Source organism: Armatimonadota bacterium (assembly GCA_031459715.1).
GTDB lineage: Bacteria > Sysuimicrobiota > Sysuimicrobiia > Sysuimicrobiales > Humicultoraceae > Humicultor > Humicultor tengchongensis.
This window is the reverse complement of record JAVKIA010000007.1, coordinates 71,220-91,979: the sequence shown is the minus strand read 5'-3', so window position 1 is coordinate 91,979 and position 20,760 is coordinate 71,220. Positions and strand designations below refer to the sequence as shown.

The 20,760-nt window shown below is 72.1% G+C and carries 21 protein-coding genes and 1 tRNA gene; 18 read left to right on the top strand and 4 right to left on the bottom strand.

Annotated features, from left to right (window positions below):
• Nucleotides 1-108 precede the first annotated feature (108 nt).
• From QN152_04780 to QN152_04765, 4 genes are read left to right on the top strand one after another with little or no spacing between them, the layout of a single operon-like run.
• Entirely contained in the window at nt 109-678 is a 570-nt protein-coding gene (locus QN152_04780; GenBank protein MDR7538831.1) for a TraR/DksA C4-type zinc finger protein, read from the top strand.
• Nucleotides 590-1,156 carry a signal peptidase II gene (lspA, locus tag QN152_04775; protein ID MDR7538830.1) on the top strand — a complete coding sequence of 189 codons (567 nt, stop codon included), beginning with the start codon at nt 590-592 and terminating at the stop codon, nt 1,154-1,156. The genes QN152_04780 and lspA overlap by 89 nt, the downstream gene beginning before the upstream one ends.
• Nucleotides 1,153-1,965: a prolipoprotein diacylglyceryl transferase gene (locus QN152_04770; GenBank protein MDR7538829.1), complete on the top strand. Its 813-nt coding sequence runs from the start codon at nt 1,153-1,155 to the stop codon at nt 1,963-1,965. Before lspA ends, QN152_04770 begins: the two co-directional genes overlap by 4 nt.
• Nucleotides 1,966-1,973: 8 nt before the next feature.
• The gene (locus QN152_04765) at nt 1,974-2,885 is read left to right on the top strand and encodes an RluA family pseudouridine synthase (GenBank protein ID MDR7538828.1); all 912 of its coding nucleotides are present in this window, start codon (nt 1,974-1,976) and stop codon (nt 2,883-2,885) included.
• 5 nt (nt 2,886-2,890) lie between these two features.
• On the opposite strand, the gene npdG is transcribed toward QN152_04765, so the two are convergent.
• Entirely contained in the window at nt 2,891-3,547 is a 657-nt protein-coding gene (npdG, locus tag QN152_04760; protein ID MDR7538827.1) for an NADPH-dependent F420 reductase, read from the bottom strand.
• Complete coding sequence (locus QN152_04755; GenBank protein MDR7538826.1) at nt 3,544-5,295, bottom strand: NFACT family protein; 1,752 nt, start codon at nt 5,293-5,295, stop codon at nt 3,544-3,546. Before QN152_04755 ends, npdG begins: the two co-directional genes overlap by 4 nt.
• Before the next feature lie 113 nt (nt 5,296-5,408).
• On the opposite strand from QN152_04755, the gene QN152_04750 reads away from it, so the two are divergent.
• The 14 genes from QN152_04750 (at nt 5,409) to QN152_04685 (ending at nt 18,885) form a co-directional block, all read left to right on the top strand.
• The gene (locus tag QN152_04750) at nt 5,409-6,284 is read left to right on the top strand and encodes a YicC/YloC family endoribonuclease (GenBank protein MDR7538825.1); all 876 of its coding nucleotides are present in this window, start codon (nt 5,409-5,411) and stop codon (nt 6,282-6,284) included.
• A 32-nt stretch (nt 6,285-6,316) separates the two neighbouring features.
• The gene (locus tag QN152_04745; GenBank protein ID MDR7538824.1) at nt 6,317-6,583 is read left to right on the top strand and encodes a DUF370 domain-containing protein; all 267 of its coding nucleotides are present in this window, start codon (nt 6,317-6,319) and stop codon (nt 6,581-6,583) included.
• A gap of 16 nt (nt 6,584-6,599) precedes the next feature.
• The gene (locus QN152_04740) at nt 6,600-7,166 is read left to right on the top strand and encodes an AAA family ATPase (GenBank protein ID MDR7538823.1); all 567 of its coding nucleotides are present in this window, start codon (nt 6,600-6,602) and stop codon (nt 7,164-7,166) included.
• Nucleotides 7,163-7,729 carry a flavoprotein gene (locus tag QN152_04735; protein ID MDR7538822.1) on the top strand — a complete coding sequence of 189 codons (567 nt, stop codon included), beginning with the start codon at nt 7,163-7,165 and terminating at the stop codon, nt 7,727-7,729. The genes QN152_04740 and QN152_04735 overlap by 4 nt, the downstream gene beginning before the upstream one ends.
• A 7-nt stretch (nt 7,730-7,736) precedes the next feature.
• On the top strand, nt 7,737-9,839 hold the full coding sequence (gene priA, locus QN152_04730; protein ID MDR7538821.1) for a primosomal protein N': 2,103 nt from the start codon (nt 7,737-7,739) through the stop codon (nt 9,837-9,839).
• 33 nt (nt 9,840-9,872) lie between these two features.
• On the top strand, nt 9,873-10,391 hold the full coding sequence (def, locus tag QN152_04725; GenBank protein MDR7538820.1) for a peptide deformylase: 519 nt from the start codon (nt 9,873-9,875) through the stop codon (nt 10,389-10,391).
• The gene (gene fmt / locus QN152_04720; protein MDR7538819.1) at nt 10,384-11,388 is read left to right on the top strand and encodes a methionyl-tRNA formyltransferase; all 1,005 of its coding nucleotides are present in this window, start codon (nt 10,384-10,386) and stop codon (nt 11,386-11,388) included. Before def ends, fmt begins: the two co-directional genes overlap by 8 nt.
• 1 nt (nt 11,389) lies before the next feature.
• Nucleotides 11,390-12,094, top strand: a complete 705-nt coding sequence (locus QN152_04715; protein MDR7538818.1) for a zinc metallopeptidase — start codon at nt 11,390-11,392, stop codon at nt 12,092-12,094.
• Nucleotides 12,091-13,431 (top strand): 16S rRNA (cytosine(967)-C(5))-methyltransferase RsmB, encoded by a 1,341-nt coding sequence (gene rsmB, locus QN152_04710; protein MDR7538817.1) that lies wholly within the window; start codon nt 12,091-12,093, stop codon nt 13,429-13,431. Before QN152_04715 ends, rsmB begins: the two co-directional genes overlap by 4 nt.
• 74 nt (nt 13,432-13,505) lie before the next feature.
• A complete protein-coding gene (locus QN152_04705; protein ID MDR7538816.1) occupies nt 13,506-15,440 on the top strand; it encodes a PASTA domain-containing protein in 1,935 nt (644 codons plus the stop codon).
• Nucleotides 15,437-16,114, top strand: a complete 678-nt coding sequence (gene rpe / locus QN152_04700) for a ribulose-phosphate 3-epimerase (protein MDR7538815.1) — start codon at nt 15,437-15,439, stop codon at nt 16,112-16,114. The genes QN152_04705 and rpe overlap by 4 nt, the downstream gene beginning before the upstream one ends.
• 10 nt (nt 16,115-16,124) lie before the next feature.
• Nucleotides 16,125-17,174 carry a histone deacetylase gene (locus QN152_04695; protein ID MDR7538814.1) on the top strand — a complete coding sequence of 350 codons (1,050 nt, stop codon included), beginning with the start codon at nt 16,125-16,127 and terminating at the stop codon, nt 17,172-17,174.
• 254 nt (nt 17,175-17,428) lie between these two features.
• Nucleotides 17,429-18,685 (top strand): S1 RNA-binding domain-containing protein, encoded by a 1,257-nt coding sequence (locus QN152_04690; protein MDR7538813.1) that lies wholly within the window; start codon nt 17,429-17,431, stop codon nt 18,683-18,685.
• A 121-nt stretch (nt 18,686-18,806) separates the two neighbouring features.
• Nucleotides 18,807-18,885 (top strand) — tRNA-Pro (locus tag QN152_04685).
• Nucleotide 18,886: 1 nt separating this feature from the next.
• Here the strand turns inward: QN152_04685 and QN152_04680 are convergent.
• Together QN152_04680 and QN152_04675 are read right to left on the bottom strand one after the other, a co-directional pair.
• Entirely contained in the window at nt 18,887-19,372 is a 486-nt protein-coding gene (locus tag QN152_04680; protein MDR7538812.1) for an adenylyltransferase/cytidyltransferase family protein, read from the bottom strand.
• A gap of 72 nt (nt 19,373-19,444) precedes the next feature.
• On the bottom strand, nt 19,445-20,428 hold the full coding sequence (locus QN152_04675; protein ID MDR7538811.1) for a Gfo/Idh/MocA family oxidoreductase: 984 nt from the start codon (nt 20,426-20,428) through the stop codon (nt 19,445-19,447).
• Between the last annotated feature and the right edge of the window lie 332 nt (nt 20,429-20,760).

Sequence of the window (20,760 nt, the reverse complement as noted above, 5' to 3'; positions counted from 1 at the left end):
CGCCTTCTCGGGCGCTCAGATAAGATAGGCCAAGGTTTGACGCCGTACGCGCAAGTAATCGGTCCCTAGCCGCGCAAAGCGGCTATTCGGCCCTCTAGGGAGGCTTCTATGCCAGGAAGGCTGAAGGCCAGGAAGGCGGGAAAGGGGAAGAGGGCAACAGCCCGCTCCCGCCAGAACGACCCGCGGCCCTCCGGGCGGGCCTCTGTCGCCACCCGGCTGGCGTCCAGAAATCCGGGGCCCGCCACGGTGCCGGGTGCGCGGGTACTGGCACGCCCTCGCCCCGTCAAGCCCATCGGCAAGCATGACCTCAAGGAGCTGCGCCTCCGGCTGGAAGAGGAGCGCCAGCGCCTCACTGAGGAGCTGGAGGCGATCGAGGAGCACCAGCCGGAGCTGGAGCACCAGGCGGGGATGGACCTGGGCGGGTCCTACGACGAGGACTTCGCCGACGTCGCCGGCGACACGTTCGAGCGGGAGAAGGGCTTCGCCATCGAGTCCAGCGTGCAGGCCCTCCTGACGCAGGTGGAGGAGGCGCTGGCGCGGATGGACGCCGGTACGTACGGCATTTGTGAGCACTGCGGCCAGCCCATTCATGCGGACCGGCTGCGGGCCATCCCGTACGCCAAGCTCTGTATCGACTGCAAGGCGAGGGAAGAGCGCGCCAACGCCACCCGGCTCTAGCATCTGCCCCCGGGGCTCCTCCCGTCACCCCTGGCTGCCGGCGGTCCTGCTGGCCCTGCTGGTGGTAGTGCTGGACCAGGGGGTCAAGGCACTGGTCGTCCGTTTGCTCCTCCCCGGCGCCAGCATCCCCATCGTCCCCGGGGTCCTCTTCCTCACCCACGTGCGCAACACCGGCGTTGCCTTCGGGCTAATGAGCGGCGCCCCACCCGCGATCATCATCCTGGTTGCCTTGACCGTGATTTTTCTCGTTACCTACAATGAGGGCCGCCGGAAACACGACCGGTGGAGCCGGGTGGCGGCCGGGCTGCTGCTCGGCGGTGCGGCAGGGAACCTGGGCGACCGCATCCGGCTGGGATACGTGGTCGACTATCTGGACCTGCGCATCTGGCCGGTCTTCAACCTGGCCGACAGCGCCGTAGTCTGCGGCAGCGCCATCCTCCTGCTGGCGCTCTTCCGCCGGAATCGAGGTGAGGGATGAACCCGGTTCTCTTCCGCATCGGCCCGCTGCCCGTCTCCTCCTTCGGCCTCCTCCTCCTGGTGGCATTCTGGGTGGGGATCGCCATGACCCGGCGGCGCAGCCCCGCTGCGGGCGTAGACAGCGCCGCCATGCTGGACCTGGCGCTGTACATGATCATCGCCGGGATCATCTGCGGGCGGATCGGCTACGTGCTGGCAAACTTCGCTACCTTCGCCCAGGACTGGCGCGCCGCCCTGGCCATCTGGCGCGACGGAGGGTTGACCTTCTACGGGGCGCTGGTGGGCGGGGTGTGGGTGGCCTGGCTGTACACGCGCCCCCGCGGCCTCTCTACCGCGGCGCTGCTGGATGCGGCCGCGCCCGGGCTGGCGGTGGGCTACGGGGTGGGGATGATCGGGGCCCTGCTGCACAGCACGCCGCAGAACCCGCTGATTATGGGCAAGCCCAGCGCCGTCCCCTGGGCGGTGCAGGTGGGGTTCGAGCGCGTGCACCCCACGCAGATCTACCTGCTCATTGCCGCGCTGGCCATCTACTTCGTCCTGCGGGCGCAGCGTGAGACTCCCCGGGGAGGCCTCTTCCTCACCTTCCTGCTCCTGCAGGGAGTCAGCCGCTTCGTGGTGGAGTTCTTCGTGCAGAGCCCGCTGGTGTTTGGCCCCCTGACCAAGGCCCAGGTGGCCAGCGGGGTCGTCGCCCTCCTGGCGCTGGTCGGCCTGGTGGGTACGGGCCGGCGGGGACAGCCCGCCGTCCCGCCTCCGGGGGAGGGCGCCGGCCCTGTGGTGCAACCGCCGATCCCCCCGTCTCCCCCTGCGTAGCCCGCCCGGTGGGCGAGCGCAAGCGGCTGGCTGTGGACGCGGCGCACGACGGATCGCGGCTCGATGTGTTCCTGCACGCCCGCCTCCCGGAGCTGTCCCGCTCGCGCATTCACGCCCTGATCGTCTCCGGCCACGTCCGCGTGCAGGGGGAGGTGCGCAAGCCGGCGGCCAGGGTGCGCCGCGGCCAGGAGGTGACGGTGGAGATCCCTGCCCCGTCCCCGTCGGCTCTGCGTCCGGAGCCGATGCCCCTGGACGTACGCTATGAGGACGCCGACCTGCTGGTGGTGAACAAGCCGCCGGGGCTCGTGGTCCACCCCGGGCCCGGGCACCCGGGGGGCACCCTGGTCAATGCCATCCTGGCCCGCGTCCCCGGCCTGGCGGGAATCGGCGGCGTCCTCCGTCCGGGGGTGGTCCACCGGCTGGACAAAGACACCTCCGGCCTGCTGGTGGTAGCCAAGAACGAGGCGACGCTGCGCGCGCTGCAGGCGGCGATCAAGGCGCGGGCCGTGACCCGCTGCTATCTGGCGCTGGTGCACGGCCATCCTGTGCCGCAGGAGGGGACGATCGAGGCACCCATCGCCCGCCATCCGCACCACCGCCAGCGGATGGCGGTGGTGCCGGAAGGGCGGGCGGCGGTGACACGCTACCGAGTGGTGGAGCAGTTCCCCGCGGCCGCTCTGGTGGAGGCAACGCTACTCACCGGCCGCACGCACCAGCTCCGCGTGCACTTCGCCCACATCGGGCATCCCGTGGTCGGAGATCGGATCTACGGGCGGCGGCGCGAGACCTGGGGGATGGATCGTCAGGCGCTGCACGCCTACCGCCTCACCTTCACCCACCCACGCAGCGGCGCTCCGGTGGACGTGGAGGCGCCGCTTCCGGAGGACATGACCGCGGCGCTGGACCGGCTCCGCGGCTGACGCATTCAGATCCCGGTGAAGCGCACCCCGACGGCCCGGCGGCGGTACCGCTGATTGAGCCCGATGACCAGGGCGGCCAGGCGCTCCAGGGTGGCCGCCTGGGTCAAACCTCCAGCATCCAGCGCCCGCGCCCCCAGGTCCGCCACCAGCGCGGCCACCACGGCCTTAGCCTCGTCATCATCTCCGCAGATGAGGACATCCCCCTCCAGAGGCTGCCCGACCCGCCGCACCACGGCCTGCGAGACCGTGTGCAACGCGGCCACCACCCGGGCCTCTGGCAACAGGGCCTGGGCCTGCGCGGCCGCCGACCCCGCGGGGATCTCCTCCAGCAGTGGGGGGGCGTACTGCCGCAGCGGCACCGTGGTGTCCACCACAACCTTGCCCGCCACCACCGGCCGCACCTCTGACAGGATGGCCGCCTGCGCCGCGAAGGGGATGGTGAGGACGACCACCTCCGCGGCGGCGGCCGCCTCTCGGTTCAGGGCGCCGCTGATGGCGCCGTCGGTGCTCTCACCTGTCAGCGCCAGCGCCTCCTGCGCCGCTGCCAGCGCCTTCGCCGCCTGTCGCGAGCCGATGATCACCCGGCGTCCGGCCTGCGCCCAGCGCGCCGCCAGCCCCAGCCCCAGGTGGCCGGTGCCCCCGATGATGGCGACCGCGCTCACGCTCCCGGTCCTTCCTGTTGCCCGGCACTGACTGCCGCGGGCTGCGGGAGCCTCGGGGCCACCATGAGGGTCTGCTCCTGCCGGTAGGTCACCATCCCCGGTCTCGCTCCTTTCATCTTGCGTACGTGACGCCTCAGGACCACGTCGACGGGCACCCTGGCGGCATCCCGCCCCTGGCTGAAGTACGCCGCCACCTCGGCCGCCGTCTCCACGTCGGCCGGGCTGGGGGTCCGCCCGTGGGTCTTCAGGACCACGTGCGCGCCGGGCATCCCGCGCGCGTGCAACCACAGGTCGTCGGCCCGAGCCAGAGTAAAGGTCACGTAGTCGTTCTCCCGGCCGCTGCGCCCGACCAGGATGCGCAGCCCCGTGGCAGTGATGAAAGTCCGCGGCAACGCCCTCTCCGCCGAACGCTTTCGCCGGTCGGCGGGCTGCCGCAGGACTCCTGCCTCCTCCAGTTCGTGCGCAAGCGTGCGTATCTCCTCCTGAGTCGTGGCCAGCTCAGCGAGGGTGCGCATCTGCTCCAGGTAGGCGCGCTCCTGCCGCAGGGCGGCCAGACGCTCCGGAAGGATCCGGCGGCTGGCGGCATCCCTGGCATGGCGCCTGAAGCAGGCCTGCGCGTTGGCGACCGGGCTGCGCTGCGGGTCGAGCGGGATCGTGACCGGCTTCCCGTCGAAGTCGGGGACGGTGACCGCGGTGGCGCCGGGCGGAACGGTCGAGGCGTAGGCCAGCAGGAGCTGGCCGAAGCGACGCCAGCGGTCCGCCTCCGCCGCTTCGGTCAGGTGCGATTCCACCTGGGCAGCGGCGCGTTCCGTCCGGCCCAGGCGGTCGGCGATGCGGCCCAGCAGCGCCCGCCGGTGCTCACCCAGCACCGCAGCGCGTGCCTGCTCCTCAACCACCCGCACCACCGCCGCGCTCATGGAGCCGACGGGATGCGGGGTGAGCTCCCGGTAGGTGAGCAGAGGAATCGCAGCGTAGGCCACCGGGCGGCCGGTGCCGTCCGCGTACCAGACGGGGGAGAAGGCCCCGGTCAGGGCGAGATCCGCCAGGTCGAGCAGTCTGCCCAAGAGCACCTCGGCTGCCTGCGGAGGCGCGGGCTGTTGCGGCGGCAGTCCCGCGGCCAGGGCCAGGTGTGCGGCCAGCGGCCGGCTGAGGCCAAGTAGGCGCGACACCAGCGTCTCGGTCAGCGGCCGGCCTTCCGCCAGCCACCGGCGCAACGCCGCCGGGTCCACTTCCGCAGGGGTGGGGCGGTCCCGCGGCGGACGGACGTAGGGCTGGCCGGCGGCGACCGGCCGCACCCGGCTCATCGCCGGTGTGACCGTCTTCAGAGCGCCGGCGATGCGCTCCTCCTGGACCAGAAGCAGGTTGGAGTGCCGGCCCATCAGCTCCAGGATCAGCCGGAGGTCGCCTTCCAGCGTCTCCCACGTGAGCACGAGGACCCGCTCGAAGGGCTCCACCGCAACGGCACGCAGCCGCGCCCCTGCCAGCCGGGCGCGGAGCTGCAACGCGAACGCCTGGTGGGAGCGGCCATCGGGGAGAGAGGCGATCACGCAGCGGGCCCACCGCGGGTGGATGGAGCAGATAAGCCCCGCGGTCCCCCCGCGCGTGCGCAGGCGCAGGCCGACGGTTGCCGCATCGGGTTGCAGCACGCCGCTGACGCGGGCCCCGCCCAGGCGCTGCCCGATCTCCCGCGCCACCGCGGCCAGTACCAGGCTGTCGAACGTCGGAGGGATGAACGGCTCCGCTGCCATGGCGGGTGCACTCCCATGTCACGTTAGTCTGCGCCCTTCCCTCCGGGCAAGGGATGGCAAGCGGGGAAGGAGAGGGTAGGGCAAGACCGAAGCACCCAGCGGGAGGTGTGGGAATGCGTTCGATGACCGGATTCGGCGCGGCGGTCACGGACACGCCCTGGGGGCGGATCAGCGTGGAGATGCGGTCGCTGAACCACCGCTTCACGGAGATCCAGGTGCGGCTGCCCCGGGAGCTGGCGGCGCTGGAGGATCGCGTCCGCGGGGTGGTGCAGCGCGGGATCCAGCGGGGGCGCGTGGAGGTCACCGTGTCGCGGGAGGCCCCGGGTGGCCGTCCCCGGGCGGTGCGCGCCGATCTGGCCCTGGCCCGGGAGTACCTGGCGGCGACGCGCCAGGTGAAGCGGGCGCTGCGCCTGCGCGGCGAGGTGACGCTGCCCCACCTCCTGGCCTTCCCCGAAGTGGTCCGGCTGGAGGAGGCGCGGGAGGATGTCACTGCGCTGTGGCCCGACCTGGAGCGGGTGGTCGCCGCGGCGCTGCAGGAGCTGCTGCGCATGCGGGCGGAGGAGGGCGCCCGGCTGGCCGCCGACGCTGTGGCACGGCTGGATCGGGTGCAGGCGCTGGTGGAGCAGGTGGCGCAGCGGGCGCAGGTGGCGGTGGCCGAGTACGCGGGACGCCTGCGGCAGCGCCTGACGGAGCTGCTGGGTGAGGTGCCGCTGGATGAGGGGCGGCTGGCGGCGGAGCTGGCGCTCCTCGCCGAGCGCAGCGACATCACCGAGGAGGTGACGCGGCTGCGCAGCCACCTGGCGCACTACCGTGAGGCGATGGCGGGGGAAGGCGCGGTGGGACGGAAGCTCGAATTCCTTCTGCAGGAGATGGGACGGGAGACCAACACCATCGGGGCCAAGGCCAACGATCTGGAGATCTCCCGATCGGTGATCGCCATCAAAGGGGAACTGGAAAGCCTGCGAGAGCAGGTGCAGAACGTGGAGTAGGCACGGGGGAGGGGAGACGTCGCCAGGTGCGCATGGAGCCACGGCTGATCAACATCGGGTTCGGCAACATCGTCGCCGCCAACCGGGTTATCGCCATCGTAGCCCCCGATTCCGCGCCGGTGAAACGCATCATCCAGGAGGCGCGGGAGCGGGGCATGCTCATCGACGCCACCTACGGGCGGCGCACCCGCGCCGTGGTCATCACGGACAGCGGGCACGTGGTCCTCTCCGCCGTGCAGCCGGAGACGGTGGCGCACCGCTTTGCGGCGCGCGAGCCGGAGGAGGAGTCGGCGGAGTGACCCTGCCTGGGCGCCCGTGATTGTCGCCATCGCCGGGCCAATCGGGGTGGGCAAGAGCACGGTGGCGCGGGCCCTGGCGCAGCGGCTGGGCTACCGATATCTCTCGGCAGGCGAGGCCTTCCGGGAGATGGCGCGGCAGCGGGGCCTCTCGGTGCTGGAGCTGAACCGCCTGGCGGAGCAGGACCCCACCGTCGACCGGGACGTGGATCGGATGCAGGCGGAGATGGCCCGCGCTGGCCGCTGCGTCGTGGAGAGCCGGCTGGCCGGGTGGATGGTGCCGGCGGACCTGAAGGTCTGGCTGCACGCGGACCTCCCGGTGCGGGCGGCTCGGGTAGCGCAGCGGGAGGGCATTCCGGTGGAGGCGGCCGAGCGCGACCTGCGGGAACGGGAGGCCAGCGAGTGGCAGCGCTACCGCACGCTTTACGGCGTGGACATCACCAACCTCTCGATCTATCACGTGGTCCTGGACACAGGGTTCTGGTCGGCGGAGGACCTGGTGGACGTCCTGGCGCTGCTGGCGGAACGCATGGCCCGGCCGGACCGCCCCGTGGGCGCGGCGGAGTCGGGCGGGGAGCGGCGGTGAACCAGCGGGGCAAGGCGGCGGGCAAGGTGGTGCTGGTGGGGATCACCGGCGGCATCGCCGCCTACAAGGTGGGGTACGTGGTCAGCGGCCTGCGCCAGGAGGGGGCGGAGGTGCACGTGCTGATGACCGCTGCGGCCACGCAGTTCGTCCAGCCCCTCACCTTCCGCGCGCTCTCCCAGCAGCCTGTGCTCACCGACCTATGGGCCGCGGAGAATCCCTGGGAGGAACCGCACGTGACGCTGGGCGCGCGAGCCGATCTCTTCATCATCGCCCCGGCGACGGCGCACACCCTGGCCAAGCTGGCCCTGGGCCTGGCCGACGACCTGATCACCGCCACCGCCCTGGCCACGCGCGCGCCGCTGCTGATTGCCCCGGCCATGAGCGACCTGATGTACGCCCACCCCACGGTGGACGAGCACCTGGAGAAATTGCGCAGCCGCGGGGCACACATCGTCGGGCCGGAGTACGGGCGGCTGGCCTCGGGCCGTGAGGGGATGGGCAGGATGTCCGAGCCGGAGACGATCCTGCGCGAGGCGCTGCGCCTGCTCACCGGCACCTCCTGACGCGGCGGTGACGCGGGCCGCGGACGCGCCGCCCGCCCATCGGGCCTCATCCCCCGGCGGTGCCTTCATCCACCCCGGTGGCGCCCTGGCCTACGCCGTCCTGGTGGCGGTGGACGTGCCCCTGGCCGTGGGAGACGCGGCCCTGACCTATGCGGCCGCCGAGGGGCTGCCACCCGGGGCGGCGGTCCTGGTGCCGCTGCGGACGCGTCTGGCCGTGGGCTACGTCCTCGGGCCCGCCCCCGACGGAGAGAGGCCGCTGCGGCCGGTGGTTGCGGTGCTGCCCGATATCTCGCCGCTTCCTGCCGACCTGCTGGAGCTGGCTCGGTGGATCTCCAACCACTACCTCTGCTCGACAGGCGAGGCCATTGCCGCCATGCTGCCTCCGGGGCTGATGCGCCGCGTGCGCGTGGCGATGGCCGTGGGTTCCTCCCTGGCGCCCTCCCGGCGGCTGCAGGCGCTGGGCGAGCGCGGTGTGGAGGTGGAGACGCTGGGGCGGGTCCTGGGCCCGGGGGCAGCGGAGCTGCTGCGGCGCTGGCTGGCGGAAGGCTCGGTGCGGCTGCGGGTGCTGCTGCCACAGGCGCCTCCCGCAGCTCCATCCTCCAGGCCGCGGCGTCTGCGCGTCCACCCGGCGCTGTGGACGCCTGGCAGGGAGACACGGCGCGACGTGGTGCTGCTGGGCAGGAAACGGGAGGGCACCTACCTGGCGGCCGTCAGCGACACCCTGCGTCGGGGAAAGGGGGTACTGGCACTCTTCGCCTCGGTGGCGGCGGTGGAGCGGTTCGCCCGGCGGGTGCACGATGTGCTGGGCGCCGAGGTGGCGGTGCTGCATGCCGGCCTGCCCGATGAGGCCCGCCTGGCCCGATGGCTCGCGGTGCGCCGCGGCGAGGCGATGGTGGTGGCCGGCACGCGCGGCGCCGTTTTCGCCCCGCTTGAGCGCCTGGGCCTGGTGCTGGTGGACGAGGAGGCCGATGTGGGTCACCGCGAGGAGCGGGTACCCCGCTACCATGTGCGGGAGGTGGCGCGGCGCCGGGCGGAGGTGGCGGGAGCGACGCTGCTGCTGGCGGACGAGGTCCCCTCAGTGGAGACCTTCGCGCTGGTCGGCCAGCCTGCGGTGGCGGTGCTGCGGCCGGAAGGATCGCGCCCGCCGCGGCTGGTGGTCGTGGACCTGCGGCGGCGCGGCCAGGCGGGGAAGGAGCTGAGCCCGCCCCTGGTGGCCGCGCTGGAGCGGACGCTGAGGGGAGGCGGACGCGCCCTCCTCTTTGTCCACCGCAAGGGATATGCCGCCCTGCTCCTGTGCACCGAGTGTGGCCACACGCCGGCGTGCTCCCGCTGCGAGGTGCCGCTGGCGTACGACGCTACGGGGCAGGTGCTGCGCTGCCGTTACTGCCGCGACGAAGCTCCCGCACCCTCGGTCTGCTCTCGCTGCGGGGGCCGGGTCTTCGCGGCGCAGGGGATCGGCACGCAGCGCGTCGCCCGCCTGGCCCGGGCGCTGCGGCTGGGTCCCGTCTTTCGCCTGGACACCGACGTGGTCCGCAGGCGGGGGGAGGCCGCGGCGCTCCTGCAGCAGTTCCGGGACCGGGGCGGGATCCTGGTGGGCACGCCACTCGTCCTGGAAGTGGAGGGCCTGCCCGCTGTGGACCTGGCTGGGGTCGTGCTGGCGGATGCGCCACTGCGCTATCCCGACTATCGGGCGCCGGAGCAGGGCCTGCGCACCCTCTGGCGCCTCGGGGGCCTGGCCCGATCCTGGTACGTGGTGCAGACCTACGCGCCCGACCACCCGGCTCTGCTGGCCCTGCGGCGGCGCGACCTGCGCCTCTTCTACCGGGAGGAGCTGCGCCTGCGCCGCGCCTTCCGCTACCCGCCCTACGGGGAGGTGCTCTCCATAGAGGTGGCGGGACGGGATCCCGCCGCCCGCGAGGCCGCGGTAGTGCTGGCAGCGATCGTCGCTGTGGAAGTTGAGGTGCTGGGACCGGCGCGCCTGCGGCGGGGACGGCAGAGCCACTGGCAGGTAGTCTTCCGCGGACGCACTGCTGCGGTGCGCAATGCCCTGGAGGCCTGGCTGCGCCATCCGCCCGCGGGCGTCCGCGCCGCCATCGAGGTGAACCCCTGAGCTCGCGCCTGTGCTATCCTGAGAACCAGTGTCATGGGCAGGGGGCGGGTCCTGGAGATTGTGACCGTCGACGGGCCGCGGGCCGCCGTGCTGCGCCGCCGGGCCAGGCCGGTGGGCAAGGTGACCCTGGACGTGCGGCGCCTGATCGAGGACATGATAGCCACCATGCGTGCGGCCAACGGTCTGGGGCTGGCCGCGCCGCAGGTGGGTCAGGGGAAGCGGGTACTGGTGGCCGAGGTGGAGGAGCGGCTGGTGGCGCTGGTGGACCCCGTGCTCGTGCGTGCCGAGGGAGAGGAGGTGGGCACCGAGGCCTGCCTCTCCATCCCCGGCGTGGTCGGGCCGGTGCGCCGTGCCGCACGTGTCGTCGTCAAGGGGAAGAACCGCCGCGGGCGGGGGATCACCGTGAACGCCGGGGGGCTGCTGGCCCGCGTCCTGCAGCACGAGATCGACCACCTGGACGGCATCCTCTTCCTGGACCGCGTCGAGGACCCCGCCACCATCGAGAGGGTGGGTGCCGAGGCCGTACCGGCGGAAGTCGCAGCGGGTGCATAAGCTCCTGCGCCACCTGCGCATCATCTTCATGGGCACACCGGAGTTTGCGCTGCCGGCGCTGCGCGCTCTGGTCGAAGCGGTGCAGGTGGTGCTGGTGGTAACGCGGCCTGATCGCCCGGCGGGGCGGGGGCGCCGCTTAAGCTCCCCGCCGGTCGCCCGCTTCGCCCGCGAGCACGGCCTGCCGCTATTGCAGCCCCCGAGTCTGCGCAGCTCCGAGGTGGTCCGGGCCCTGGCCGCGCTGCAGCCCGACCTGCTGGTGACTGCAGCCTACGGGCGGATCATCCCTGAGGAGGTTCTGGCCCTGCCCCGCCTGGGAGCCATCAACGCCCATCCCTCGCTGCTGCCGGCCTACCGGGGCGCCGCACCGGTGCAGCGGGCCATCGCCGACGGGCAGGCGGAAACCGGCGTGACCGTCCTCTACCAGACCGCGGAGCTGGATGCGGGCGACATCATCCTGCAGGAGCGCGTGCCCATCGGGCCTGAGGAGACGGCCGGTGAGCTGGAGCGGCGTCTGGCGGAGGTAGCGGCACGGCTCCTCCTGGAGGCGGTCCGCCTGATCGCCGAGGGGCGGGCTCCGCGCCGCCCGCAGGACCACAGCGCCGCCACCTACGTGGGACGGCTACGCAAGGAGGACGGGCGCATCGACTGGGCTCGCCCCGCCGAGGAGATCGCCCGGCTGGTGCGGGCCATGGATCCCTGGCCCTCCGCCTACACCTTTCGCGGGGGCCGGCAGGTGACCGTCTGGCGGGCGCAGGCCGTGCCGCAGTCACCTTCCGCTGCCGGCGGGGAACCTGGGGCCGTGCTGGACGTCTCTGAGGAGGGGATCCTGATCGCCACCGGGCGTGGCCTGCTCCGCCTGCTGGAGGTGCAGCCCGCCGGCGGCAAGCGGATGACCGCGGCAGCCTTCGCCCGCGGGCACCGCGTCCGTCCGGGGGAGCGCTGGGGCGGGGCCGACCCCGGGGAGTCTGCTACACTGTGGCCAGGAGGTGGAGGCTGAGATGCCGTTCCTGTTCTACGATCCGACTTTCGTCCTGCTGCTGCCGGCACTGGCGCTGGCGCTCTATGCCCAGCTCAAGGTGAGCGGGACGTTCAACAGGTACGCGCAGGTGCCCTCTGCGCGGGGCATGACCGGTGCCGAGGTGGCGGTGGAGCTGCTGCGCCGCCGGGGGGTACGGGACGTGCGCGTGGAGCCGGTGGGCGGCCTGCTGGCTGCGGGGCTGTCCGACCACTACGACCCCCGCAGCAAGACCCTGCGTCTCTCCGCCCAGGTATACGGCAGCACCTCGGTGGCGGCCATTGGCGTGGCCGCCCACGAGGCGGGACACGCGCTGCAGCACCGGGAAGGGTATGCGCCGCTGGCGCTGCGCACCGCCATCGTCCCTGTGGCCCAGTTCGGCACCATGGCGGCCTGGGTGCTCTTTGCCCTCGGGTTGATCACCAGCCAGCCCATGCTGATGGACCTGGGCATCCTGCTCTTCCTGGGCTACATTCTCTTCTCCCTGGTGACGCTGCCGGTGGAGTTCAACGCCAGCAGCCGGGCGGTGGCCGTACTGCAGGGTGAAGGGTTCGTCCTACCGCAAGAGGCGCAGGGGGTGCGGGAGGTGCTCAATGCCGCCGCCCTGACCTACGTGGCCGCCGCCTTCATGGCGGTGATGCAGCTGGTTCGCCTGCTGGTCCTGCGCGGGATGACCCGGGACGAGTGAGCGCCCCCGCCGGGCGGGTCTTTGCGGGACGCGCGGCGGGTGCGTCCGGGGGCCCCGACCCGCGTGAGGCGGCCTTCACCGTCCTGTACCGTGTAGAGTCCGGACGGGCGTTCGCCAACGTCCTGCTGCACCGCGTCCTGGAGCGCGGCGGGTACGCTCCCGCCGACCAGGCGCTGGTCACCGAGCTGGTGCTGGGGTCCCTGCGGCAGCAGGGCCGCCTGGACTACGCCCTGGAGGCGGCGCTGCGCGGGCCCCTGGCTTCCCTCCCGGCGGCCATCCGCACCATCCTGCGCCTGGGGCTCTACCAGGTCTGGTTCCTGGATCGGGTGCCCGACGCCGCCGCCGTACACCAGGCGGTGGAGGCGGCCAAGCGGCACGGGCATGCGGGCACGGCGCGGCTGGTCAACGCCGTCCTGCGGCGGCTGGCGGCGGAGGGCGAACCACCGCCCCCGCCTCCTGACCGCGATCCTGCGGGGCACTTGGCAGTCACCCAGTCCCATCCGCGCTGGCTGATGGAGCGGTGGATCGCCCGCTGGGGCGCTGAGGAGGCCCGGGCGCTGTGCGCCGCCAACAATGTCCCGCCGCCATCGGTGCTGCGGGTCAACCTGCTGCGCACCACACCTGAGGCGGTGGCGGACCGGCTGCGGCAGCGCGGGTTGCAAGTGGCGCCGGGAAGCCTGCCCGAGGCGCTGCGCGTGCGCGGGACGCTTGCTCTGCGCCTGGACCTCTACCGGGAGGGCCTGGTGACCATGCAGGATGAGGGCGCCATGGCCGTAGCGCACTTCCTGGCTCCGCATCCGGGGGAGACTGTGCTGGACGGCACCGCCGGGTCGGGAATCAAGGCCACGCACCTGGCGGAGCTGATGCGGAACCAGGGCCGCATTGTCGCCATGGACATCCAGCCGGCCAAGCTGAAGGCGCTGTCGGGGCACTGCGCCCGTCTGGGCATCGACATCGTGGAGGCGCACCACCTGGATGCCCGCCAGGCGGGGGCCCACTTCCGCGGCCGGATGGACCGCGTGCTGGTGGACGCGCCCTGCACCGGGCTGGGGGTGCTGGGGCGGCGACCGGAGATCCGCTGGCGCATCGCCCCCCAGGACATCCCGGCTCTGGCCGCGCAGCAGCGGTCGCTCCTGATAGGGGTGGCAGAGGCGGTACGGCCGGGCGGAACACTCGTGTACGCCGTCTGCTCACTGGAGCCGGAGGAGGGACCGGAAGTGGTCGAACGCTTCCTGCGCCTCCGTCCCGCCTTCATCCTGGAGGAGGCACGGCTGCTCCTGCCGCACCGCCACGGAACGGACGGTTTCTACATGGCTCGACTGCGCCGTCAGGTCTAGGGGCGCAGGGAGGGAGGCCGCCGCGGAGAAGGGTAACCCCTGAGACGGCTGCGTACAGGCGGCACGGTTGGTACATGATTCCTCCCGGCAGCATACTTTCCGGCTACGAGATCGAGTCCACCATCGGCCAGGGCGGCATGGCTGTGGTCTACCGCGCCCGGCGCATCGCCGACGGCCAGGTGGTGGCGCTGAAAGTCCTGCGGGAGCAGTACGCTCAGGACGCGGAGTTCGTCGAGCGCTTCCAGCGCGAGGCCCGCGCCGTCAGCTCCCTTACCCACCCCAACATGGTCCAGGTCTACGAGAGCGGCCAGGCGGGTGGGTGGCACTTCATCGCCATGGAGTTCGTGGAGGGGCAGGACCTGAAGCGCTACATCCGGGAGCGGGGCCCGCTGCGGCCCGCCGAGGCGGTGCGCGTCGCTGTAGCCGTCTGCGAGGTGCTGGACTACGCCCACCGCCGCGGGATCGTCCACCGGGACGTGAAGCCGCAGAACATCCTTCTGCGCCGCGACGGGACAGTAAAGGTGACGGACTTCGGCATCGCCCGGGCGCTGGCCAGCGCAACCATCACGCAGACCGGCACCGTGCTGGGGTCGGTGCAGTACCTCTCCCCGGAGCAGGCGCGTGGCCAGGCGGTGGGCCGGGCGGCCGACATCTACGCCCTCAGCGTGGTCCTCTTCGAGATGCTCACCGGCCGCCTGCCCTTCGACGGGGACAGCCCCATCGCCATCGCCATGGCACACATCCACGACGTGCCGCCCTCGCCGCGGCAGTTCAACCCGGAGATCCCCCCGGCGCTGGAGGGGGTCATCCTGCGCGGTATGGCCAAGCAGCCGCACCGCCGCTACGCTTCCGCCGCCGACCTGGCCAGCGACCTGGTGGGGCAGACGTCAATCTGGAGCGAGGACGCCCCAAGGGACGAGGAGGCCACCCGGGTGGTGCGCCGGGGCGGCGCGCCCCGGGCCCGCTCCGCGCCTCCAGGCGCGCGCTCTCTGGCGCCGGTGCTGGCGGTCCTCCTCCTGATCGTGGTGGGTGGGGGGGCCTGGGGCGCGTGGCGCTCGGTAAGTGCCTACTTCAACGTGGCCGAGGTGGAGGTTCCCCGGCTGGTGGGCCTGCCTCTGGCTCAGGCCCAGGCGGCCGCGCAGGAGGCCGGCGTCGTGCTGGCGGTGGAGGGGCGAGCCTACAGCGACAGCGTGCCGCAAGACGCCGTCGCGTCCCAGGACCAGCCACCGGGCAAGCGGGTGAAGGTCGGGCGCACCGTCAACGTGGTGCTCAGCCTGGGGCGGGAGATGGTCAGCGTGCCGGACCTGGTGGGGCAGCCCCTCCCCCAGGCCCGCCTCACCGCCGAGAGCGCCCGCCTGCGCGTCGGCCAGGTCAACGAGCGGTTCGATGACGCAGTCAAGCCCGGCCTGATCATCGCTCAGGACCCCCCCGCGGGCCAGCGCCTCCCCCGCGGCAGCGCCATCACGCTGCTGGTGAGCCGCGGACCGGAGCTGGTGGAGATGCCGCTGCTGGTGGGTCGCCCGCTGGAGGAGGCGCGGCGTCGCCTGGAGGAACTGGGCCTGGTCATCCGCCAGGTGCGCAGTGCGCTCAGCCCGGACCTGCCTCCAGGCACGGTGGTGGACCAGACGCCCGACCCCGGACGGAAGGTGCGGCCCGCGGAGGCGGAGATCTTCCTCACCGTGAGCGTGCGCCCCGGCACCGAGGGCCGCCCGCCGGAGGCGCCCGTAGTGACCGCGGAGCGCCGGCCCACGCCCGTGCCCCGGCCCACCCCCGGAAGTGCGGAGACTGGCGCCCGCGGGGTGCTGCGCACGCTGGTGCACGTGGTCGTGCCCGAAAGCGAGACCGGCCAGCGGGTGCGGGTGGTGGTCATCGACGAGGGGGGCGTGCGCACCGTCTACGAGAAAGTGCACGCCGCCGGCGACCAGGTGGACGTCATGGTCACCAGCCGCGGCTACACTATCATTCAGGTGTATATGGACAACACCCTGGTCCAGGAGATCCGCCCCTGAGTACCCCCGTCCAGATCTCCGTCAGCATCCTGGCCGCCGACTTCGCCCGCCTGGGCGACCAGGTCGCCGCTGCGGAGCGGGGCGGGGCCGACATGATCCACATCGACGTCATGGACGGTCGGTTCGTGCCCCCCATCACCATGGGTCCGCTGGTGGTGCAGAGCCTGCGCCGCGTGACCCGCCTGCCCTTTGACGTCCACCTGATGGTAGCGGAGCCGGAGCGGCAGGTGGACGCCTTCATTGATGCCGGAGCCGCGCGCATCGCCGTCCACGTGGAAGCGGTACAGCACCTGCACCGCCTGCTGGGTCATCTGCGCGCCCGGGGGGTTGCGCCCGTGGTGGCGCTGAATCCGGCGACCCCGCCGGAGGCGGTGGGGTGGGCGCTGGCGGAGGCGGAGGGCATCCTGGTGATGAGCGTCAACCCCGGGTACGCCGGTCAGCGGTTCATCCCTCAGGCGTTGGACAAGCTCCGCCGCCTCCGGGTGTTGGCGCAGGAGACGGGCCGCCCCATCGCCCTGGCCGTGGACGGGGGGATCGACGAGACCACCGCCGGGCCGGCCGTCGCCGCCGGGGCGCGCATCCTGGTCGCCGCCAACGCCATCTTCGGCAGCGGGGAGGAGATCGAGGTGGCCATCGGCCGGCTGCGTCGGGCGGCGATGGCAGCGGTTCTCTAGAGGGGCGCCCGTGTCCCAGGTCCTCCTGGTCACCAGCCCGCTCTTTCTGCGCCACCGCACCCCGCCGGGCCATCCGGAGCGGCCGGAGCGGCTGGCCGCCATTTTGGAGGCCCTGCGGCAGAGCGGGCTGGAGGAGGCCCTGCGGCAGACGGAGGAGGTCGCTCCCGTGGCGCGCGACCTGCTGGAAGCGGTGCACCGCCCCCAGTACATCGAGGAGGTGGCGCAGGTGGCCCGCGGGGGCGGAGGATACCTCGACCCGGATACCTACGTTTCCCCGGAGTCCTTCGACGTGGCGCTGGCGGCCGCCGGGGGAGCGGTAGCTGCAGTGGAGGAGGTGCTGAGCGGGCGGGCGCAGGCCGCATTCGCCCTGCTCCGCCCGCCGGGGCACCACGCCCTGGCGGCCAAGGGCATGGGGTTCTGCCTGTTCAACAACGCCGCCCTGGCCGCTGTGGCGGCGCGCGACCGCCACGGGCTGCACCGCATCGCCGTCATCGACTGGGATGTGCACCATGGCAACGGCACCCAGGACCTCTTCTACCACGATCCCTCGGTGCTGTACGTCTCCACGCATCGGGAGCACTGGTATCCGGGGACGGGGCGCTGGGAGGAGGTGGGCGCCGGGGCGGGGGAGGGGTTCACCCTGAACATCCCCTTGCCGCCGGGGATCGGCGATGAAGGATACCGTCTGATCTTCGAGGAGGTGGTGGTCCCCCTGCTCGACGCCGCCAGGCCGGAGCTGGTGCTGGCCTCTGCGGGTTACGACGCCCACTTCGCCGACCCGCTGGGGGGGATGCTGCTCACCGCCGCTGGCTTCCGTACCCTGGCCCAGCTTACCGTGGAGGCCACCGCCCGCGTCGGCGCCGGCTTCGTGGGGCTGCTGGAAGGCGGTTACGACCTGTCGGGGCTGTCCACCTCAGTGATCGCCACGCTGGAGGTGCTGACGCACCGCTCCGCCGGGCTCACCCTCCCCCAGCCCGGCTTCCAGGAAGTGCCTTATACGACTGTCCGCGAGCGCATCCGGCGGGCGCGCAGCCTGGCTTTGAACTACTGGCGCATCTGAGGATCACCGGCTGCGCCGTCCCGGGATCAGCTCTCCGGCTCGGCCTCTCACCTCCCGTGGCGCCCCCGCTGGACCGCTGCCTTGCCCGCCCTGTCGCCCGTACCGCCCTCGGCCGCAGGAGGGGAAAAGCGCGCGCAGCGGCGAATAACAAGGTTTGTTCCTCTAAGGGGCGTAGACAGTGACCGGAGGTGTAGACAGCGGCTGGCGTCCGGCGGCCGATCCCGGGCCGCCGGCAGACGAAAGGCGGTGGACCGATGGCGGAGCAGTCTCGGCCGGAGGAGGAGCAGCGGGAGGGCGTTGACCTGGCCCAGGCGATCACCACGCTGCAGGAGCGCCAGATCGTCAAGGGCACCGTGGTGCGGGTGGACAGCGAGGGTGTCCTGGTGGACGTGGGCGCCAAGTCCGAAGGGCTGATTCCGCCCCGCGAGCTGGCCCGCCGCGGCGAGGGCCCGGAGGAGCTGCATGTCGGCGACCGTATCGACGTCATGGTGATGCGGGTGGAAGGGGAAGAGGGCAATATCCTGCTCAGCAAGAAGCGCGCCGACTTCCAGCGGGCATGGGAGCGGATCGTCGAGGCGCACCGGAGCGGCAAGATCCTTCACGCCATGGTGGTGGACAAGGTGAAGGGTGGGCTGGTGGTGGACCTGGGCGTGCGCGGCTTCGTCCCCGGATCGCACGTGGACCTCTCCCAGGCCAAGGGGCGCCGCTTCGAGTGGTTCGTCGGCCAGTCCCTGCCGTTGAAGGTGATCGAGGTGGACCGGGCCAAAGCACGGGTCATCCTCTCCCACCGCCTGGCGGCCGAGGAGGAGCGGGCGCGGCGCAAGGAGACCCTTCTCGCCACTCTGGAGGAAGGGCAGGTGGTGGAGGGGACGGTGAAGCGCATCACCGACTTTGGCGCCTTCGTGGACCTGGGCGGGGTGGACGGGCTCTTGCCCATCAGCGAGATGGCCTGGATGTATGTCAAGCACCCCTCCGAGGTGGTGCGCCGCAACCAGCGGCTGCGTCTGATGGTCCTGCGCGTGGACCGGGAGGGAGGCAAGATCTCCCTGGGTCTGAAGCAGCTCCTGGACGATCCGTGGCAGGAGGTGCCGCACCGTTACAGCGTGGGCGAGCTGGTGCGCGGCAAGATCGTGCGCCTGGTCCCCTCCGGCGCCTTCATGCGGCTACGCGACCGGGAGATTGACGCCTTTATTCCCATCTCCGAGCTGGCGGAGAAACGCGTGGCCAAGGTCGAGGACGCGGTGCAGCCAGGCCAGAGCGTGGAGGCCATCATCACCGAGATCCGCGCCGAGGAGCGGCGCATGATCGTCAGCCTGCGGCGGGCGGCGCGGGAGCGCGAGCGGCGGCGCGTCCGAGACTACATGCAGAATCAGGAGGACGGGGGCCGCGTTACCATCGGGGACGTGGCGGGAGAGCTGCTGCGCCAGGTGGTGGAGAGGCCGAAGGCAGCAGAGCCCGAACCCCCCGCCGGGTCATCCCCGCCGGAGGGTGGCCGCGGCGCGGAGGAGTAGCCCGGGGCGCCGCGGCCTGCGGCGATGCGGCGCGGACGCGTGCGGTGCGCGCGGCAGGTGCAGTAGGGCAACAGGTTGGGCGCGTTGCCCCATCAGGGGGCGGGTGGTAGAATGACGGCCGCGGGGAGTGGCGCAGCTTGGTTTAGCGCGCAGCGTTCGGGACGCTGAGGTCGGGGGTTCAAATCCCCCCTCCCCGACCAGTCAGGCCCGCCCCACCCACTCGTCGGCGAACCGCCAGAACGCAGTCCGCAAGAGGTCGCTGCTGCTCACCGGACTCACCGGCACCCAGACCACCTGGGCGCCCACCTCCTCAATGGCCTCCAGCTCCTCTTTCGGCAGGCCGCGCGCCTGCCAGTCCGTGCCCTTGACCACATACAGCGGACGGATACACCGAAGTGCCGGGGTCAGGCTTCCGTGCTCCTGGGGGACGACATAGTTCACCCCGCGCAGGGCGTCGATCATCTCCATGCGCTCGTCCAGTTGCTGCAGCAGAGGGTGGCGTCTGGCTACGAACTCGTCGGGGGCTACGGCGACGACCAGTGGGAGGCGGCGCTCCTGCGCGTGCGCCGCGGCCGCCTGGATGTAGCGGATGTGGCCGTAGTGCAGGGGATCGAAGGCGCCGCTCACCAGCACAGCCGTGCCCGGGGGGACAACCTCGGAGATCCGCCCTAGCGGCTTGACGATCACGTGGATCCCTCCCCGGGCCGGTTTGCCCCTGCCGTTCGTCATCGGGGTCCCAAATTCCTATGGAGTTTGCCCCTAGGAACCGGGAGGCGGTGTCGCATGTTCCGCGCCGGCGGCGGCCTGCAGCAGGTCGAGGACACGCATGTTGGCCACGGCGTCCTCGGGTGGATAGCGGGGCGGGGTACCCTGCCGGACGCACTGGCTGAAGTGGTCCACCATGCGCACGTACTGGTTCGTCCCCGGGACCTCGATGCGCTCCTCGCGGTCCCCCCTGCGGATGGTGAGCACCGCCGCGACCTCCTCTGGCTGGAAGGGACGGGGCAGGACGATCACCCCCTCCTCGCCCACCACCTCGCAGAACTGCCGGGGCGGCAGCCGCAGGCCGCAGTCGAACAGTGCCATCCCATGGGGGAAGCGGAGCATGCCGGCCAACCGCACGTCCACGCCGTGCTCGAAAACCGCTGCCGCATGCACCCGGGAAGGTTCGCCCAGCAGCAGGCGGCTCAGGTTGACGCAGTAGCAGCCCACGTCCATCAGGCCGCCCCCGGCCAGGTCCGCTCGCAGGCGGATGTCCTGGGGGGAGGACACGGTGAAGGTGAACGCCGAGCGGACGAGCCAGGGTCGGCCGATGGCGCCTTCGTGCACCAGCTGCAACAGGCGCTCGATCTGCGGGTGGAAGCGGTACATGAAGGCCTCCTGCAGGAGGACCCCGGCCCGGGCGCAGGCCTCCACCATGCGGGCCGCCTGGTCGGCGTTGCCGGCCAGCGGCTTCTCGCAGAGGACGTGCTTGCCCGCCCGGGCGGCGCGGATGGACCAGTCGGCGTGCAGGCTGTTGGGCAGGGGGTTGTAGATCGCCTCCACCTCGGGGTCGGCCAGCAGCTCCTCGTAGCTCCCGTGCGCCCGGGGGATGCCGAAGCGGGAGGCGACTGCGGCGGCCCGCTCCCGCTCCCGGCTGGCGATGGCTACCACCGTGCTGCTGTGCGACCGCTGGATGGCCGGGATGACCCGGCGCAGCCCGATCCGGGCGGTGGAGAGAATTCCCCAGCGCAGGGGCGTCATGGGCGGCGCATCATGGGCGACTTGTGGTGGACGACCCCATCCCGCGGACCCGGGAAGGGAGTGCCAGCTGCGCCCAGCGTACGCTACTGCACGGTCCGTTCGCAAGGAGGTGTACTGGTTCAGTAGTTCATGGGCAGGAGGACCCAGGCGCTGCGGGGCCTGGCGGACCACCGGCGGCAGGGCACCGGAGCGCACGGAGGGGTTGCAGCAGTGCGGCCCGAACGCTTCTGATATGGAAGGACCGGTCAAGTAGGTTGTGGGCCACCGGGTGTGGATTCATGGTGGACGCGGCCGGCTCAGACGGCCACGGGCGAGCGAGGCGAATCGACGGT

Bases quoted from the DNA above. Each gene is read 5' to 3' on its own strand.
- QN152_04780 (MDR7538831.1), top strand. From the start codon at position 109: ATGCCAGGAAGGCTGAAGGCCAGGAAGGCGGGAAAGGGGAAGAGGGCA.
- lspA (MDR7538830.1), top strand. From the start codon at position 590: ATGCGGACCGGCTGCGGGCCATCCCGTACGCCAAGCTCTGTATCGACT.
- QN152_04770 (MDR7538829.1), top strand. From the start codon at position 1,153: ATGAACCCGGTTCTCTTCCGCATCGGCCCGCTGCCCGTCTCCTCCTTC.
- QN152_04755 (MDR7538826.1), bottom strand. From the start codon at position 5,295: ATGGCAGCGGAGCCGTTCATCCCTCCGACGTTCGACAGCCTGGTACTG.
- QN152_04750 (MDR7538825.1), top strand. From the start codon at position 5,409: ATGCGTTCGATGACCGGATTCGGCGCGGCGGTCACGGACACGCCCTGG.
- QN152_04745 (MDR7538824.1), top strand. From the start codon at position 6,317: ATGGAGCCACGGCTGATCAACATCGGGTTCGGCAACATCGTCGCCGCC.
- def (MDR7538820.1), top strand. From the start codon at position 9,873: ATGGGCAGGGGGCGGGTCCTGGAGATTGTGACCGTCGACGGGCCGCGG.
- QN152_04715 (MDR7538818.1), top strand. From the start codon at position 11,390: ATGCCGTTCCTGTTCTACGATCCGACTTTCGTCCTGCTGCTGCCGGCA.
- QN152_04705 (MDR7538816.1), top strand. From the start codon at position 13,506: ATGATTCCTCCCGGCAGCATACTTTCCGGCTACGAGATCGAGTCCACC.
- QN152_04690 (MDR7538813.1), top strand. From the start codon at position 17,429: ATGGCGGAGCAGTCTCGGCCGGAGGAGGAGCAGCGGGAGGGCGTTGAC.
- QN152_04675 (MDR7538811.1), bottom strand. From the start codon at position 20,428: ATGACGCCCCTGCGCTGGGGAATTCTCTCCACCGCCCGGATCGGGCTG.